The 14,714-nt window shown below is 59.0% G+C and carries 15 protein-coding genes; 2 read left to right on the top strand and 13 right to left on the bottom strand.

Annotation, left to right across the window (positions count from 1 at the left end; all coding sequences use genetic code 11):
- Positions 1 to 264: 264 nt before the first annotated feature.
- From EOA32_RS21445 to EOA32_RS21430, 4 genes are all read right to left on the bottom strand, one after another.
- Positions 265 to 897: an HK97 family phage prohead protease gene (locus tag EOA32_RS21445; protein WP_128372829.1), complete on the bottom strand. Its 633-nt coding sequence runs from the start codon at positions 895 to 897 to the stop codon at positions 265 to 267.
- On the bottom strand, positions 894 to 2,135 hold the full coding sequence (locus EOA32_RS21440; protein WP_128372828.1) for a phage portal protein: 1,242 nt from the start codon (positions 2,133 to 2,135) through the stop codon (positions 894 to 896). Before EOA32_RS21440 ends, EOA32_RS21445 begins: the two co-directional genes overlap by 4 nt.
- Complete coding sequence (locus EOA32_RS21435; protein WP_245499350.1) at positions 2,132 to 3,889, bottom strand: terminase large subunit; 1,758 nt, start codon at positions 3,887 to 3,889, stop codon at positions 2,132 to 2,134. Before EOA32_RS21435 ends, EOA32_RS21440 begins: the two co-directional genes overlap by 4 nt.
- A 109-nt stretch (positions 3,890 to 3,998) precedes the next feature.
- A complete protein-coding gene (locus EOA32_RS21430; protein ID WP_128372826.1) occupies positions 3,999 to 4,385 on the bottom strand; it encodes a hypothetical protein in 387 nt (128 codons plus the stop codon).
- Positions 4,386 to 4,908: 523 nt separating this feature from the next.
- Here EOA32_RS21430 and EOA32_RS21420 point away from each other — a divergent pair.
- Positions 4,909 to 5,145 carry a DUF2188 domain-containing protein gene (locus EOA32_RS21420; RefSeq protein WP_128372824.1) on the top strand — a complete coding sequence of 79 codons (237 nt, stop codon included), beginning with the start codon at positions 4,909 to 4,911 and terminating at the stop codon, positions 5,143 to 5,145.
- On the opposite strand, the gene EOA32_RS21415 is transcribed toward EOA32_RS21420, so the two are convergent.
- Positions 5,142 to 5,678: a hypothetical protein gene (locus EOA32_RS21415; RefSeq protein ID WP_128372823.1), complete on the bottom strand. Its 537-nt coding sequence runs from the start codon at positions 5,676 to 5,678 to the stop codon at positions 5,142 to 5,144. The two genes, EOA32_RS21420 and EOA32_RS21415, sit on opposite strands and share 4 nt — an antisense overlap.
- Positions 5,679 to 5,844: 166 nt before the next feature.
- Here EOA32_RS21415 and EOA32_RS21410 point away from each other — a divergent pair, with 166 nt between their 5' ends.
- Positions 5,845 to 6,714 (top strand): hypothetical protein, encoded by an 870-nt coding sequence (locus tag EOA32_RS21410; protein WP_128372822.1) that lies wholly within the window; start codon positions 5,845 to 5,847, stop codon positions 6,712 to 6,714.
- Positions 6,715 to 6,990: 276 nt separating this feature from the next.
- Here the strand turns inward: EOA32_RS21410 and EOA32_RS21405 are convergent, their stop codons facing one another.
- From EOA32_RS21405 to EOA32_RS21370, 8 genes are all read right to left on the bottom strand, one after another.
- Positions 6,991 to 7,575, bottom strand: coding sequence for a hypothetical protein (locus EOA32_RS21405; RefSeq protein ID WP_128372821.1), 585 nt, complete (start codon positions 7,573 to 7,575; stop codon positions 6,991 to 6,993).
- A gap of 64 nt (positions 7,576 to 7,639) precedes the next feature.
- On the bottom strand, positions 7,640 to 8,086 hold the full coding sequence (locus EOA32_RS21400) for a hypothetical protein (protein WP_128372820.1): 447 nt from the start codon (positions 8,084 to 8,086) through the stop codon (positions 7,640 to 7,642).
- A complete protein-coding gene (locus EOA32_RS21395; protein ID WP_128372819.1) occupies positions 8,083 to 9,039 on the bottom strand; it encodes a hypothetical protein in 957 nt (318 codons plus the stop codon). Before EOA32_RS21395 ends, EOA32_RS21400 begins: the two co-directional genes overlap by 4 nt.
- Before the next feature lie 258 nt (positions 9,040 to 9,297).
- Positions 9,298 to 10,683 carry an AAA family ATPase gene (locus EOA32_RS21390; protein WP_128372818.1) on the bottom strand — a complete coding sequence of 462 codons (1,386 nt, stop codon included), beginning with the start codon at positions 10,681 to 10,683 and terminating at the stop codon, positions 9,298 to 9,300.
- 59 nt (positions 10,684 to 10,742) lie between these two features.
- Positions 10,743 to 11,165 carry a hypothetical protein gene (locus tag EOA32_RS21385; RefSeq protein ID WP_128372817.1) on the bottom strand — a complete coding sequence of 141 codons (423 nt, stop codon included), beginning with the start codon at positions 11,163 to 11,165 and terminating at the stop codon, positions 10,743 to 10,745.
- Positions 11,166 to 11,242: 77 nt separating this feature from the next.
- Complete coding sequence (locus EOA32_RS21380; RefSeq protein WP_245499349.1) at positions 11,243 to 11,437, bottom strand: AlpA family phage regulatory protein; 195 nt, start codon at positions 11,435 to 11,437, stop codon at positions 11,243 to 11,245.
- A 202-nt stretch (positions 11,438 to 11,639) separates the two neighbouring features.
- Complete coding sequence (locus tag EOA32_RS21375) at positions 11,640 to 12,917, bottom strand: site-specific integrase (RefSeq protein ID WP_128372816.1); 1,278 nt, start codon at positions 12,915 to 12,917, stop codon at positions 11,640 to 11,642.
- Positions 12,918 to 13,160: 243 nt separating this feature from the next.
- Complete coding sequence (locus tag EOA32_RS21370) at positions 13,161 to 14,066, bottom strand: FHA domain-containing protein (protein WP_066999928.1); 906 nt, start codon at positions 14,064 to 14,066, stop codon at positions 13,161 to 13,163.
- Positions 14,067 to 14,714: the final 648 nt, after the last annotated feature.

The following is a 14,714-nucleotide window of genomic DNA, read 5'->3' as shown; positions in this document are numbered from 1 at the left end:
ATCGTGGCCTCCACCCGGTCGAACTCGGCCATGATGTCGTCGTGTCGCTTGTCGAGTTCGGCGGCACGAGCGTCGTCCGTATTCTTCTTGATTTCGTCAAGCGCCTCGCGCGCCTGTGCGACGAGACGTTCGCGCTTTTCGTTCAAATCCTTGAGGGACATTTCTAACCTATAAGCAATAGAGGCCCACCCTCGCGGTGAGCGAGGCCAACGAGCCGTTCATGGTTGATTGGCGGACTATCCGCCCTCCCGCGCTTGCGGGGTGCTACGAAGCGTCCGCCTGCCGTCCATCGGACGGCTGAATGCCTCGAATTCTCTGTTCTTGCCGCGCCTCACGCTCCGCGACGCGGCGCCTGGCCGCCGCGGCATCGGCCAACTTCTTGGTCTTGCCAGCATCCTCGCGCGCTTTTTCCAGCGATCGAGCCGCAAGCGTAGTGTCGGGATAGGCCGGATTTGCTGTTGCGGTGACTTCGAACAACTCGGCTTCAATCACCGTGCGCGTCGGCATGTCACCTGACTCGTCCCACTCCTGTTTGGTCGCACGGAACGCGAAGCTCATGCCGCTTACGTCGCCGCGGCCAACCAGCACCCACAGGTCGTTACCATCGCTCGTGTCGGGAACATCAATTTCGACCTTGAGGCCGTGACTGTCTTCGCTCAGGCGCAGTGTCTTCGACCGCGTGCGGCCAAGAACGCGGCCCATATCGTGGTCATACAGAGCCAGGATGTCGCCGCGCAGCGCCTTCGTGAATGCACCTGGCGCAATACGCTCGACGAAATAGTCGGCGATCGTTGTGTCGCTGTCCCACACGACAGCGTATCCTACCAGGGTACGCTTGCCATCGGCCTCGCGAAACTCCACGCCAAGCTGGCCGCTCCGCTTTTCAATGTCTGTCATGCGGCTTCAGCCTCGTCGGGGTGTTCGGCGTTGTCGTTGGCTGGCTGTGCGGCCGGCTCCGTGCCAAGCGGCACGGTGGCGCCCTGAATGTAGAGCCTATCGGCCGCGCCGCCCTTCGCGGGAAGGTTTTCAAGCGCACGAACCTCGTCCGGAGTGCGGATGCCGTTCTGGATGGCCTGGCCATAGCCGGTCATGCGAGACACAAAGTCACCGCGCAATATGCCATCGAGGGTGTGCTCCACGTATCGGCCATTGTTGTTGCGGCCGAACAGCTTGAGGTTCAATTCGCCCTCGAGCGCCTCTGCCCACTGGCCGACGAGGTGCTTCACGAGGTGAAGATCCTGCTGCTCGGCATTCGTGAATGTTGCCCTGGTCAAGTCCTGCAGAAAAACAGGCGGCAACTGGAAAGCCCGCGCGATTTCTTCCACTTGGAATCGCCGCGCTTCGATCATTTGGCCTTTAGCAGGGTCCAATCCGACCGGATTTAGCGTATAGCCGGCCGGTATCGGGAAGACCGGTTCGTTGGCGTTCTTCGCGGCATCGACCGATCTTTTGATGTCTGCCTGCGCACGCTTCATCGCATCGGCGCCGGCCGGCAACGGGCCAGTCAGCGCCAACGGCGGCACGCCGCCACCGGCAAAAAAGTTGCTGCCGTAATCATTCATCGCGATGGCAAGCTGAATGGCCTTCGCGGCCATGGCTATCGGGCCGTAATGGCACAGCCCGTCAGCTTTCAGCATGAATGGCACATCGATGACGTCGGAGGAGTCGTACTCCTTGGCGATTCCAGAGAATTTGTAAAACGTCCTGCCGCCCGACCGCCTCACTGAGGTCTTGGTCGGGTCCATCTGCCACAGGGCTTCCACGCCTTGCGGCGTGCGCTCGATCCAGGCCAGGCCGCGGCCACCTGTGAAGACCTGCTGCCAGAAATACTGCCAGAACTTGAAGGCGTTTGTTTCCTCGTTCGGCGCGTCGTGGACAACCGTCTCGAGCTTACCAGAGAGCCGCTTAGGGCCTTCTTTGGTCGAGCGGTAAGCGTGTCGCGGCAATGCCGCCAATGTACGCGAGAGGAACGCCACTGCAGCCCACACGGCCGGCACCGAGAGCGCGCTGTCGATCGTAACATGCGGCAGATTTGCCGACTGCACCCCGAAGAACGCGAGGAAATTGTCGCTACTTACTGGTACGGTCGGATTTTCGATCGTTACCCGCTTTTCACGGGGAAACGGCCATCTCATGCGGCCTCCATCAATGAAAAAGCTGGGTCATCCCAAGGCGAAGCCGGTAGCAGATGCTCAGTCGCGCCGTCCACCGCGGCGCCGATCGCGATGCAGAGAGCCACGGCAGCGTCGATGCGCACCGAAGCCTTCTGTTTCACGAACCATCGGTTGCCCTGAGGGTCGTGATCGAACGCAGCGCCCATGAGCGCAGTCATCAGCACCGGACTTCGGCGCAGCCGAATACGCCCGTCGATGATCATGTCTTCCAGCGCCGACACCGAGCCCGGCATCCACAGCCCTTGTGGCGTTGGTTCGCCAGCCGCCTTCGCGGCTTCAACTTTCGCTTCGCTCGGCCTGGCTCGCACCTTGCCGCCTTGGGGGTGAGCAACGTGCTCGACGTCCACACCCAGCGCCTCGACTTCCTCACGAAATTTGGCGTACGCGTACTTGTCGTAAGCGATTGCTTGGATATCGAAGAGTTGGTCCAACTGCTGCACACGTGCAGCGACGAAATCGTAGCGAATGCGCGGCCCTGGCGGCGCATTCAGCCAGCCATCTTCCACCCACAAGTCATACGGCTGCTTGTCGGCCAGCGCTCGAGCCTTGAGCGTGTCGCCAGGTGTCCAGGCTTCGACCCAAGCGTCGAACGTCGGCAGACTAACAACCGTGCCGTCGTCGCGAGACATATCCTTGAAACCGGTCGGCACAACACAGGCCAGAACCGTTAGGTCCTTGCTTGCCGAAAGGTCGGCACCCAAGAAAAGCGCCGCCTCAGCATGCTCACTCTCCGGGTCGAAGTCGGCCATGACGCTCTCGACCGTCGACCGCGGCATCCACGCTTTGTCGGCGTCGGTCCACCGGCAGAAATGCAGACGCAGGATGCCGTTCAGCTTGCCTGGTATCTGCTTAGCTTGCGCAACAACGCCGGCCAGGTAGTCGTCGGTCAGGATCGTGCCGAGAAGCGGATTCGCTTTCACCCAGCACGCCGGATCCTCGAGCGGATCGTCGTCTTTGTCGAGCGCGCACACGTAAGCGAATGTCGTGTCGTCGAGCACCTCGCCGACATACGTGAAGTCGTCATCGGGCTCGCGCGTACCTGCCGCAACCCGCACAGCGTGCTCGTGCTCCTCAAAGCAGACCGTGTTTCGATCGCTGCCGCTGTTTGTGATCATCAGCAGGAGTGGCTGGCGCCGGAATTTGAACCCGCGCTCCAGCATTTCCATCGTCGAGCGGTCGGGATGCTCGTGCACCTCGTCTGCCAGAGCGAAGTGCGGTCGCGGACCAGAACCTGATTTGCCACTGTCCTTTGAAATCGGTCGGAAGAATGACCCGGAACGATGATGCGCGATATTGAACTCGCGACCGAGGCCGCCACTAAACTTCAGCCGCCTCTCCAATGCGGGGGCGGCGCGAACCATCTTCACGGCGTCTTGAAATAGGATGGCCGCCTGCTCTTTCTTCGCCGCCGCAGCATAAATCTGAGCACCAGCTTCATCGTCGGCCATCAGACCGTAGAGTCCGACGCCGCCGGCGAACGGCGACTTGCCGTTGCCTTTGCCTTCCTCAATGTAGGCGCGCCTGAAACGGCGCGTGCCGTCCGCCCTCTTCCATCCAAATATCGAACCGAGCTTGAAGGCCTGCGACGAATGCAGCGCGAACGGCTTGCCTTCGAACTGGCCTTCCGAGAGCTTCAACCGTTCCTCAAAGAAACGAAACACCCTCACCGCGGCGTCATCATCGAACCACAGCCCGCGTTCCGCGCCCTTGGCCATGTCATCGAAGTGTCGCCGACAGGCATTCCGCACATGCGGGCCGGCTATGATGGTGCCAGCAAGAACAGCTTCGGCGTAGGCGTTTGCACGCGCGAGCGCCGGGCCAACCTTAGTCGAGCAGGTCGTCCGTTTCCTCGTCGTCATCAGCCACCGTGATCTTCGTCGCGTCGGCCGGCGTCGCGCCCATCTGGCCAAGCATCTGGCGGAGCAGGTTCATCGCCTGGACGCCTCCCTCCTGCCCCGCCATGATGCGGCCCTGAATGTTGGCAGCTATGCCGACCAGCATGCGGTGCGACTCGTTCAGCCACGGCAGTTCCTTGTGAAAAAGCTGCCAGGCCGACTTCGCTTTGATGGTGTCAGTGTCAGCGATCCATTTCGGAGGCGCGCCGAGCGCGCCGTTGGCCTTCGGCTCTTTGCGCCCCTTGAATCGCTGCGGATTCTTGTTGTCGCTGGCCTCTACCGCCGCCTTGGCGCGAGGCGTTCTGGGCCTGGCCATGAGTCCCTCAGGGTCATATTCTCAATCGTGGACGTGTGCAGAACGGGGGATGCACCGGTTGTACGGTCCGATGGCCGACAGGGCTGCGACACCCCTCCCTGCCGCACTGCACAATGTTGCCGATATGCAACACTGATGCGATCGGCGGCCAATCGACCTACAACGGCCAGCCGTCTGGCCCGAACCGGATCACGGTCTGACCAAGGTCCTCGCGCTGGCCGCGGCTTGCGTGGCAAGGCTTGCAAGTGCTGACGAATGGGCCGGTCCAGAACTTCACGACGTCGCCTTTGTGTCCGCCGTCCGCGTGGTGCACCTCAGTCGCCGGCTCGACTATTTCGCGCTCTAAGCACCATTCGCACAGGGGTTCCTGCGCAAGCTTGGCCAGTCGCAGTCGCTTCCATTGCGCGGTGGCGTAGAGGCGACGATATTCTGTGGCTTGTGATGAGCGGCTATTGCTGCGCACTGGATTTCAACTGACTCGGTCTGGTATAGTTTCCCCGGTTCTCTTGGGGAGATGATTCAAGTGGCTAAGCGCAGCGTATTTCACTCGTCGCCGACCAAAGACGGCTGGAAGGTGACCCAAAGCGGCAAGACCATCTCAACACACGAAACGCAGAAGGCGTCCGAGGCTGCCGCTATCAAGGCGGGCCATGCAGCGCAGAACGCTGGTGGTCTTGGCCAGGCGGTATTGCATAAGTCAAATGGTCAGATCCGCGAAGAACGCACCTACGGCGCCGATCCGGCAAAGAGCAAAGGTTAAAAAGTGAAGGCATTCACCAACCATGCGGTGAATGCAACGCCACCAAGAAGCAGGGACTTCAGAGCCAATTCCGTGGCGCTGTTAAAAAGCTGACTATTTGCGTTCATCGCCTTGCGATTCGCATCGATCAAGTCGTTGTAGTGTTCGCACTTCTCTGCGAGCGAGTGTGCCCATGGCTTCGAACAAGCAACGTCCTCGTCCCAATCAGCTGGTTGGCTACCGGAATACCCGAAGTCAATCGATCTTGCAGAGTGAACAGCGCTCCATGCACAGCCTACCAGTGTTGCGGCGACAGCAGTAGCGACACTGGCAAGCAGAACATTCGGCTGCGAGGACGTCGCAAGACTGTACGCACCGCCAACAAGGACGATGCCTGAGGCGGCGGCTAGGCCGGCAAATGTATACGCCCGCTGATCGGCGGCTATTGCTGCAGTCAACTGTGTGTCTAGGTGAGCTTCGGCTTGACGGATCAATTCCTTTAGAGTGTCTTCGCTAGCTGGCCGAAGCTTCAGGGCAAGGGAATCATCCACCATGCAGATGCACCATGAGTTCTACTTTCAACCTAGAAAAACAGAAACTGGTAAAAAAAGCGACGGCGGCTTCCCAGGCAATAGATCTGGGAATTCAGAAAAGGCGTCAGTTCGCAAGCCTGAACGTCCGAAGCCGGATCCGAAGCCGACCAAAAAAGATAAGGGCTAGATGAAGAGCATCATTAAGAAAATTGCCCTTTGGGGGACCGTCATTGTCGTAGCACTGATTGGATACGCGGCGAAGCACGCATACGACGTGTCCGATCAAACTATCCTTCTTGCCGTCCTAATCGCGTGGATGACTGTCGGCAGTTTTCAGTTCGACACGCGCATAGGCGCACTAGAAGAGCGCGTCATACACAAGGACTTCAGCGCCATAAGGCTGGCCATCCTGGAAGGTGAACGCCATAAGCCGAAGCACGATCAGCCAAAATCACTCATCGAAGGAGGAGCGGTCAGATCATTCATTACCGCCGCGCACGAGGTCCTTTTCGATGACTTCAGATGGTTTGGAGCTGTGCTCAACCAGCATCTTTCTGAAGGGTGGGCCATCGAAGAAATCAACGACACCGATGTCCGCAGCTTCGATGGTCCAGAAGTCGGGAGACGGTACCGTGTCTTTTACAATGCGTGCCAAATGGGGACTATCCAGGTCACTGTTGGTGGTTCCGATTGGATCTTTCATCCGGAAGAATTCGCAGACAACCGAAAGGCACGAGTTGGACTTGAGCTAGACTATCTTCGGTTCGTACCATTCGGTGCCGCTCATAGTCTGGTGACGACGCTGGCATTATACGTCGGTCAATTTAGTCACGACAGTGAGGGGGCTCGCGAGAGAGCGTCGACGATCGCCAATTCAGCCTTGGCAGGACACCTCTGGGAATCTGTCAGGACACCAGATATTGACACGACGTTCGAGTTTCGAAGTGAAGGCCCTTATGAACTTTTGAGGCACATCGTTGCCCACTGGAAGTCTAGCGGCATCGATCCTTTTGAGAAGTGGGACGGGGATCGATCTTGGAGCAACGATAAGACTTGATAATAAACGGAATCGGTTGGTAGCGGCGGGGAGCCCGTGCGTTGCACACACGCTAGTTGCCTAGCTTTGCTCAACCCGCCGCATCGCCGCCGTCGCCCGTTCAGGAGGCGCCTGGCGGCAATGATTGTTCCCGCCGCTAATCGCTTGCGGCGGGTCGATCGCCACAAGAGTTGGGCGCATCGAAAACGAAAAACGGGCAGCGTTTCCGCCACCCGCAAAATTCGATCATGATCTATCGTAGCAAATCACACCGGGGTCACCATGGTAGCCCCCCCCTCAGGCGAGATATCTCTTCCACCATTCGGACGCTTTTTCTGCGATCCATTGCTCATAATGCCGGATATGTTTTTCGATCCCAATTAGGTCACTCCTTCGCAGGATGGCATAACAAATACCATCCTCCCCTAAGGGCTGCCCCAGCGCCTGAAGCGCGTCCGTCTCGCTCCTGGTAAGAAACACAATCGCATCTTTCCCCTCCATCAAAGTTGGCGCGAAATGGGCAAATAGGTTTCTGATGGAGCGGCGGTATTCGATTTCGTCCAATGAAGCTGATGTGCGTTTGATATCTTCCTTTTTTGGATCCATGCCAAGCACAGCGTCCTTTACGGCGGATACAAGGGCGTGGGTCGGAAGCTTCAGTATCGGTCTCTTCTGGTAAGTTTCCGGCAACAAGCCGGCACGATGAAGAAACTCAACTGATCTGCGGAGATTCAGTTCGATAAAGCTATAGCTCGCAACAAACCGGCCGATGCGCAGAGTGGCATCGTCGTCCAGGGTTGCGAGCCCCTCAACGCCAACCTTTTGGAAGTGCCTCTCGATGTCCTCCATGTCAGGGATTCTAAATTGCTCTGGTATGGCCATGCTGCGCTTCCACTCCGCCGTGCCCACATATCGAATCTGCCGGCAGAGTGTATTGGAAACTCAGCTAATTCAGAACATCACCCGGCCGCCTCGTCTCAGTCCACAGTGATCGTGGCAACGGTAGCGCTCGGATCGCTTCGCTCGCCTCGCAAGGCACGCCCCGCGGGCTCTCCATTTCACTTGCCGCCCGCTCGCGCATTCCGAACGCCGCCTTTCGGCGTCCTTCCTCGGCTTCAACTTTTGAGACGCTATGGCGAAGTTGCGTCTCAAGCTCGGCAATCCGCGACCTCGCCGACCCGAGGTCTTTTGTCCGTCTCTCGGCTGCAAGCCGATTTGCTTCGATAGAGCCGTTCTCTTCTGCCATGCCCTGCATCAGGTGCAAGGCGTACCGGATTCTTGCAAGGCCTCCGCCTCTCTCAGAGCAGGCCCATTCGTCGACCACCCGGGTGAAGTAGTCCGAAAGGGACTCCCCGCCTTTTGGTCGGATGTGCGAAAAGTCGAAGTCGGTCATGTTCTCAGCAGCCCGTAGGCCTTCGCCAACATGCGCAATCCGCCAATGAGGCGCTCTTTCGCGCAGGCGCCAGCGAGATCCTTGTTCTTGTAGGCCGAGATTTTCAACCCGACCTCACCCAATGAGAGGCCGTCCACGACCACCATCTCCACGGCATCAGCGTAGTATGCAGTCAGCAGCTCACGAGACGCGCGGTAACGGTCTCGTGCTCGGACCAGGGTCTCAGAGATGCCATCCGCCCGACCACCATCAACTTTGGTGCGGCTGTAGTCAATCGCTGCCAACGGCGAGATCGACGCTTCGTGGTGGTCCTGAGCGTACCGCATTCCGCTGGCATGCAAGATATCGTTCGTCTCTGGATCCTTGTCCAACGAGCCTGTCGAGTGCAGGCGCTTGAAGTTGTCAGAGACCCTAATCGTGGGCTCTGCCACGGGAGTGTCATCCTCTGGCTCATTGTCGCTCGCTACTACAATGGGTGTCGCGGCGGTGCGTTTGGTACCCCACAGGTGGCGAGCGACATCTGCCAAGCCTTGTGCAACACGATGGGGATTGTCCATGTCGATGTTGGCCTCGTCGACCACAAACGCCTGCACGGTCGCCTTGCGCCGCGGTTCATATCGGATCGCGCTGATGCAGCCATCGAGGGCCGGTCGCACCGTGTGCCGCTGAACCTCGACTTGGCGCCATCTCCCGTCAGCAGTCCGGGCTGAATAGCGAACCACGGGGCTGGTCAGCTTCGAACGCGTGATCGACGCCATCTTAATCAGATGCTCACCCGCGTCGCGTTCGTCACCGTTGATGTAGTCGTTGGACGTGAGCCACCCGAGAATGGCGGTCGCCGGCATTGGTGTCGTCTTCGTCTGCTGAAGCTCGGCGAGATTGTCGTTTGCGGCGCTGTAAGGATCGTGAACCATGGCCTCGCTGACCTGGCCCACACGGATTGCCTGATGCATTGGTATTCCTGAATTCAGGGGAGTTTTTGGGTTGCTAGCTATTACTCTCGACTCTGGGGAATGCGTTCCCGACGCATCCCCCTCTGTAAGAGGGGTTATTACCGGGAACGCGGGAACGGTAATAAATTCAATAGCTTAACCAGTTCCCGATTTCGTTGGGAACGTCGGGAATGGGAAATGGGAAATCGTATAAAATCAACCACTTAGCATTCCCGTTCCTGCGGGAACGATGCATTCCCGCCGAAACCGGGAACGGGTTCATCGCATCGCTCCAACACCGAAATTTCCAAGACCAATGGCGAACATGCCGGTGGGCACGTCCAGCCACTTCGCGACCTTTTCGCCCTTGGCATTCGCCCGGACGATTTCACCGCGCTGCAGGGCTTCTTCGCAGAGGGCGCCAAGCCGCGACTTGGACAGCACCTGCAATTCCTCTGGCAAGCGCTCGCGAAGTTCGTACAGCCCGCCAACGCCGGTCTTTGTGAACGGCTTGCCGTCAGCTGCGGCACCTTCGACTGCAATGACCAGTGCGGCTCGCAAGTCGCCCTGCTCGGGCAGCGTTGCACCCAGATTGGCGGTCCGGTCGATCAGCAGCCCGTTGTCGGCGCGAGCGTACGTCGACAAGATGCGGCGGGCAGCGCCGTTTGCTTTCGCCACGCCTCCGTGCGCAACGCGGTTCGGCTCATAGGTAACGCCGAGTGTCTTGCAGATCTTCTTTGCCTTATCCGGCTCGCCGTACCAAAGCGCATAGACAAGCCGTACTCCGTCGACCAATGCGCTGGTGCCTCGGATCGCATCGCGAGCGTCCGCGAGTGTTGCAATCTCCTTCGCCCGCTTGGCCATGTGATGCGCGAAGAACACGTTTGCGCCGGTATGCGCTGCAAGAGATGCGATCGATCCGCACACGAACTGGCCGGCGGCCGGATCCTCGTTCAACGGAACTGCCGCGAACAACTGCAGAGGGTCAATCGTGACCAGTCGCAGGTCCGAAATCTTGTCCAAGCTGTCGCAGAATTGCCGCCACGCTGCGGTCTCAACCAGTTCGCCTCTCACAACTCGCCAGAATGGCTGAATGGCTTTGACCGCAGACGGCAACGGAATGGCAATCAGCTTGTCTCCTTTCTCCGCGAGCCTGGCGCCCTTTGGATCGATAGCAGCCAGCCGTCTGTGCATGGCGCGAACGTCGTCTTCGCCGCTCAGTAAGAGAGCGGTCCCCTCTTGCACTACCTGCCCACCGAGGATCGGTGGGGGCGGGATTGTTCCGACCTTTCCAAACGCAACGCGTCGGCTAAGCTCGAGCAACGTGAACGACTTGCCGACCTCGCCTTGTGCCGCAATCATTCCGGGTATTCCGGACTCGACAACACCGCTGACGAGATACTCGGTTGGCTCGGGCTCCCCGACAAAGCGGGAAGCCCGCCAGGCAAAGATATTCAGGTCGGCCGGCTTCTCTGCTGGCTTGTTGTCATTTGCGGCGGCCTGCGGTTCGGCGGCCGTGACGAAACTCGCCATCACCCGCTTTTCGCCAGCTCGCTCGAACGCAATTGTCAGCTTGTCGCCATCTCTATCGACTACCGATCCGACGCCGAATTTTTGATGTGAAACATATTGGCCGATCGCCCAATCAGGCGCGGGTGCAGTCATTCGGAAGTTCTCGCGCCTGAGGGGTTAGGTGGGGCCACCTTACATCGTGGTCGGCGGGACTAAGCAGCCTTCCGGTGCGCAGCATCCGCCTCCTCGACCGACTGCTGGAAGGCCTCAAGGCTGTCGAACCGGTCGCCGTCACAATCGACCACAGCCCCATCCGGCTCGATCAAGGCAGCGTAACCTTCCTCGTTGGATGGGCCAGCAGCCAGCGCAAAGTTGCCACCCGGGCAAATCTGCCAGGCAACAACGGAGCGGATATCCCACCTGCGGACGCCATTGAAAATGTCGGTCGCAATCGTCTTAAACCCCGGCACAGCAGGCACGATGGGGAAAAAGGCGCGCTCGGGCTCGTCAACGAAGCCGGCATGCAAACTGCCATCCGACATTCCAAATTGATGGCGACCGTCGTGGCACTCCAGCATCTTTACAACTTGCTGCGAGTTGAGGGTGTCGCCATTGTCGAGAGAAATCAAGGGCATAGGAATCTCCTTCCCGCGAGGCGGGTGCGATTGAAGCAATGCGTGTGTGTTTAGGTAAGCCACCTATTTCGCCGAGCCTATGCCGCTCTTGCCGCTATGCGGTCGGCGATCCAGGCGCGAACTTCAGCAGCGACGAAGGCCACCCGCTTCTCGCCGAGGGGGACAGCCTGGGGGAAGCGTCCCTCAAAGCGATATCGATTGATCATTGACCGGCTTAGGCTGGTCATCTCCGCGGCCCGATTGAGTGAAACAAGTTCGAAATTGTCGTTCACGAATCCTCCTCGTCGCGCGGAATGGAATCCGAGCGTGGCTATGACGTTGTTTTGTCTGGGAAGGTTGTCCGACGCTCTGCGCCGCCTCGGTATCGTCGAGGCCTACGACCATTTGGCGACTCAAACGGCAATGCCGTTACTGTCATGCACAATAGGCGTTTTCGCCTTCTATGTCAAGCAGGATTGAGCTGTTTCTGAAATGTCAAGCGTTTTCTTCGGCCTTTTTCTTGCCGCAGTAAGCAGCCCAATCATCTGCCATCTTATGCCTTTTCTCCAGCGCGTCGCCGCGCGCGTATGCTCGCTCGACAGCATCGCCCACGGCGTGCGCCAAAGCCATTTCAGCTAACTCGCGCGGATGATCAGATACCTCGGCAGCCCAGTCGCGGAATGTCGATCTCATGCCATGAACAGTAGCGACCTTGCGCTTGCCGTCTTTGTCCAGTTGCTTGGGATCCACCCAGCCTTCGCGCCCGGCCTTCCGTTCATCTGCATCCATCCGTTTTATGACCGCGGCCAACGTCATGTCGGAAAGCTCTCCACCACGCAAAGCAGGGAAGACAAGAGTGATGTTTTCGAAACGTGGGGTCGCCTTCAACAACTCAACAGCGGCGTCAGATAGCGCCACACGATGCTCTTTCCCGGACTTCATCCTGCTGGCTGGGACAACCCACATCTTAGAGCCAAGATCAACCTCGTCCCATCTTGCGCCCCTCACCTCGCCGCTGCGAGCCGCCGTCACGATCGTGAACTCCAGCGCTCGAGCGCCCATGCCATCGACGCCGCGCAAACTGCTCATGAAAGCGGGCAATCGACGCCAAGGCAGCGCAGGATGGTTGCCTGCACTGGTTAGAGCATCCGGCTTGTGAAGGACGTGCTCGAGATTGCCCCTCCAGGCGGCCGGATTCGCGCCGCCCCGCAAACCTTCCACCGTGGCCGCATCAAGCACACGCTCGACGCGCTCTCGCAGCTTTTCAGCCGTCTCCTGCTTTTCGCCCCACAGCGGACGAATGACAGACAATACGTCTTGCACTCCAATGGCATCGATTGCTTTAGGCCGAAGAGGTGCGGCATGATTCGTCATGGTATTGCGCCATCCTGCCTCCGTCTTGGCGCCTCGCCATCGCCCAGCCTTCACGGCAGCATCAATGAAGTCATCGGCATACTCACCAAACGTCTTGCTGGCGACCGCAGCCTTCGCCGCCTCGATCACCCCGACGGTGCGCTTGTGTTCGATTGGGTCGATGCCTTTACGCACGAGCGCACGCGCATCTTCGGCAGCCTGACGCGCCTCGGCGAGCCCGACCAGATGCAGCGGCCCCAAGCCTAGTTCGCGCCGCTTGCCGTCGAACCTGAAGTCGAAGATCCAGTACCTAGCCTTCCCCTTCGTGACGAGCCAGAGCCCGCCGCCATCGCGCAGCTTCTTCGCCTTACTGGCTTCGATTTTCTTGACCGTCAGGATGTTCCGAGTATGGCTCCCCATATTGTCTTTCCCCGCTTTTTCCCCGCTATTGGGTACGTGGCTAGCAGTAGACGAAATGGTTATGCCCCGCAAGCAAATCCTTTATTTTCAAGCGACTGCGATGTTGCAGAGTGTACGATATGGCTAACAATATTGACGGAATGGCTCCGGCCCGGGGAGCCAATTGCCATTGTTTCATTTTGATTGAATGAACTTCCGATTCTGCAAGCGCGCGGCGCTGGATCCGGCAGCATGCGGCAACGGTCAAGCCGGGCCGGGCCAGTCTGAGGTAATTTCGTAGTAAAGGATTTCGGCGTCGTCGAGGGACGATCTGCGTCCAGGCGAGATGACGCCGGAGCCGAAGAGAAGAATATCTTCGCGGCGCACGAATACCTCATGGTCGGGTCCCATCGACACAAATGTGCCCGACGAGCTTCGCTCGATAAGCACCGCCTTGCCATTCGAAATGGTGAAGGTCGCGTGGTGCCTTGAGACCCAGGGCCGCTGGATGACGATGTTGCATTCCGGGGATCGGCCGATCGTCACCAATTCGTTGTTTCGGCAGGATCGCAACTGATCTCCATAGCGGATGACCAGATTGATCTGCCGCGGCGGGGCGGAGCGTCTCTCGATAACGGTGCCCCGGCTGACGATCTGCGTACTAAGGGCCCGATCCTCGCTCCCCAGGGTATAGACATCGAAGAGTTCTTGCTTTCCCTTGAAAGCCATTTTGTCGAGGAGCCGCAAGGCACTGCGGCTATCCGCACAAAGGGCTTCGAAGAAGCTCTGGCTGATCAGCACCTCCCCGGGGTTGGCCGTGGTGGACAACCTTGCGGTGACATTGATAACGTCTCCGAATACCGCGCCCCGCGCGCGAATGACCGCCCCGAAATGCAATCCGATCCGGGCGTGCAACGGCCCTTTCGTCAGTTCGCTGCTGATTTGGAAGACGGCCCTCAGCGCCGCCTCCGAACTGTCGAACAGGCTGAGCACGTCATCGCCCTTCGAGTAAATGAAGTCACCGCCGTGCCGGGCGACGATCTCGCGTATCGCGTCGAGGCAATCCGAGATCTGCTGCAGAGCGGCATCGTCGCCGATGCGCTCATAGAGCGGCGTGCTGCCCACGACATCAGCTAGGAGGACTGCGGCCAGAAGTCTTTCCTGATCCATCGGCTCGTATCCGACCACGAACGCGACGTATATAGCATAACTCACCCTGCCTGCCTGCCTGGGAGCCGGGTGCTGTGGCGAGACCACCTTCCACGGACAACCCGGCCTTGTTGCCGCCCCGGCAACTGCACAAGACTTTCCACGGCTATGACCAAGGCTGCCAAGCGTGCGTTGAGGAGCAGGCAGATGATGCGGTCCGGAACAGCATCCCGAAAGCGAGGACGAGGATAATAGGCGCGGCATACGGGCCGGTTCAGGGTAATGCTGAGCGGCGCCCGTGAGACGAACGGGTGGAGTGTATCATTTTAATACAATCCTCAATTTGTAGACTCCTGCCATGCATCGGCAGCTAGTGTTCTCCGTCCAGGCTAGTGGAGGGAAGCCGCGGACCGGGAGGAAAAAGATGTCCATCCAAAAGGAAGACTATCGCACGAACCGAGCCGACTATGCCCTTGCCGCGAAAGGCCAATCGGCCGTCGATGTGGGCCGCAACGAGATTCTAGAAAGAAGAAAGAAGACTGTCTGGCTAAGAGATCCGCGAATCGCGAGATTGGCCGCAAATCCGTGCGAAAGCCTTCCAGGACCAAAACCCAGACCGCGCGGGAATTAGCGACGCTGCTTCACTTATGGATGCGTGCCCCATCATAG

Origin of the sequence: Mesorhizobium sp. M1A.F.Ca.ET.072.01.1.1, assembly GCF_004023325.1 — a bacterium.
In the GTDB taxonomy this organism is placed as follows: Bacteria; Pseudomonadota; Alphaproteobacteria; order Rhizobiales; family Rhizobiaceae; genus Mesorhizobium.
Note: the sequence above shows the minus strand (reverse complement) of the source record. Positions and strands in the feature narration are given on the sequence as shown.

Coding starts and splice junctions, on each gene's coding strand:
- EOA32_RS21445 (WP_128372829.1), bottom strand. CDS start 897: ATGACAGACATTGAAAAGCGGAGCGGCCAGCTTGGCGTGGAGTTTCGC.
- EOA32_RS21440 (WP_128372828.1), bottom strand. CDS start 2,135: ATGAGATGGCCGTTTCCCCGTGAAAAGCGGGTAACGATCGAAAATCCG.
- EOA32_RS21435 (WP_245499350.1), bottom strand. CDS start 3,889: ATGGCCAAGGGCGCGGAACGCGGGCTGTGGTTCGATGATGACGCCGCG.
- EOA32_RS21430 (WP_128372826.1), bottom strand. CDS start 4,385: ATGGCCAGGCCCAGAACGCCTCGCGCCAAGGCGGCGGTAGAGGCCAGC.
- EOA32_RS21415 (WP_128372823.1), bottom strand. CDS start 5,678: ATGGTGGATGATTCCCTTGCCCTGAAGCTTCGGCCAGCTAGCGAAGAC.
- EOA32_RS21410 (WP_128372822.1), top strand. CDS start 5,845: ATGAAGAGCATCATTAAGAAAATTGCCCTTTGGGGGACCGTCATTGTC.
- EOA32_RS21405 (WP_128372821.1), bottom strand. CDS start 7,575: ATGGCCATACCAGAGCAATTTAGAATCCCTGACATGGAGGACATCGAG.
- EOA32_RS21400 (WP_128372820.1), bottom strand. CDS start 8,086: ATGACCGACTTCGACTTTTCGCACATCCGACCAAAAGGCGGGGAGTCC.
- EOA32_RS21395 (WP_128372819.1), bottom strand. CDS start 9,039: ATGCATCAGGCAATCCGTGTGGGCCAGGTCAGCGAGGCCATGGTTCAC.
- EOA32_RS21390 (WP_128372818.1), bottom strand. CDS start 10,683: ATGACTGCACCCGCGCCTGATTGGGCGATCGGCCAATATGTTTCACAT.
- EOA32_RS21385 (WP_128372817.1), bottom strand. CDS start 11,165: ATGCCCTTGATTTCTCTCGACAATGGCGACACCCTCAACTCGCAGCAA.
- EOA32_RS21375 (WP_128372816.1), bottom strand. CDS start 12,917: ATGGGGAGCCATACTCGGAACATCCTGACGGTCAAGAAAATCGAAGCC.
- EOA32_RS21370 (WP_066999928.1), bottom strand. CDS start 14,066: ATGGATCAGGAAAGACTTCTGGCCGCAGTCCTCCTAGCTGATGTCGTG.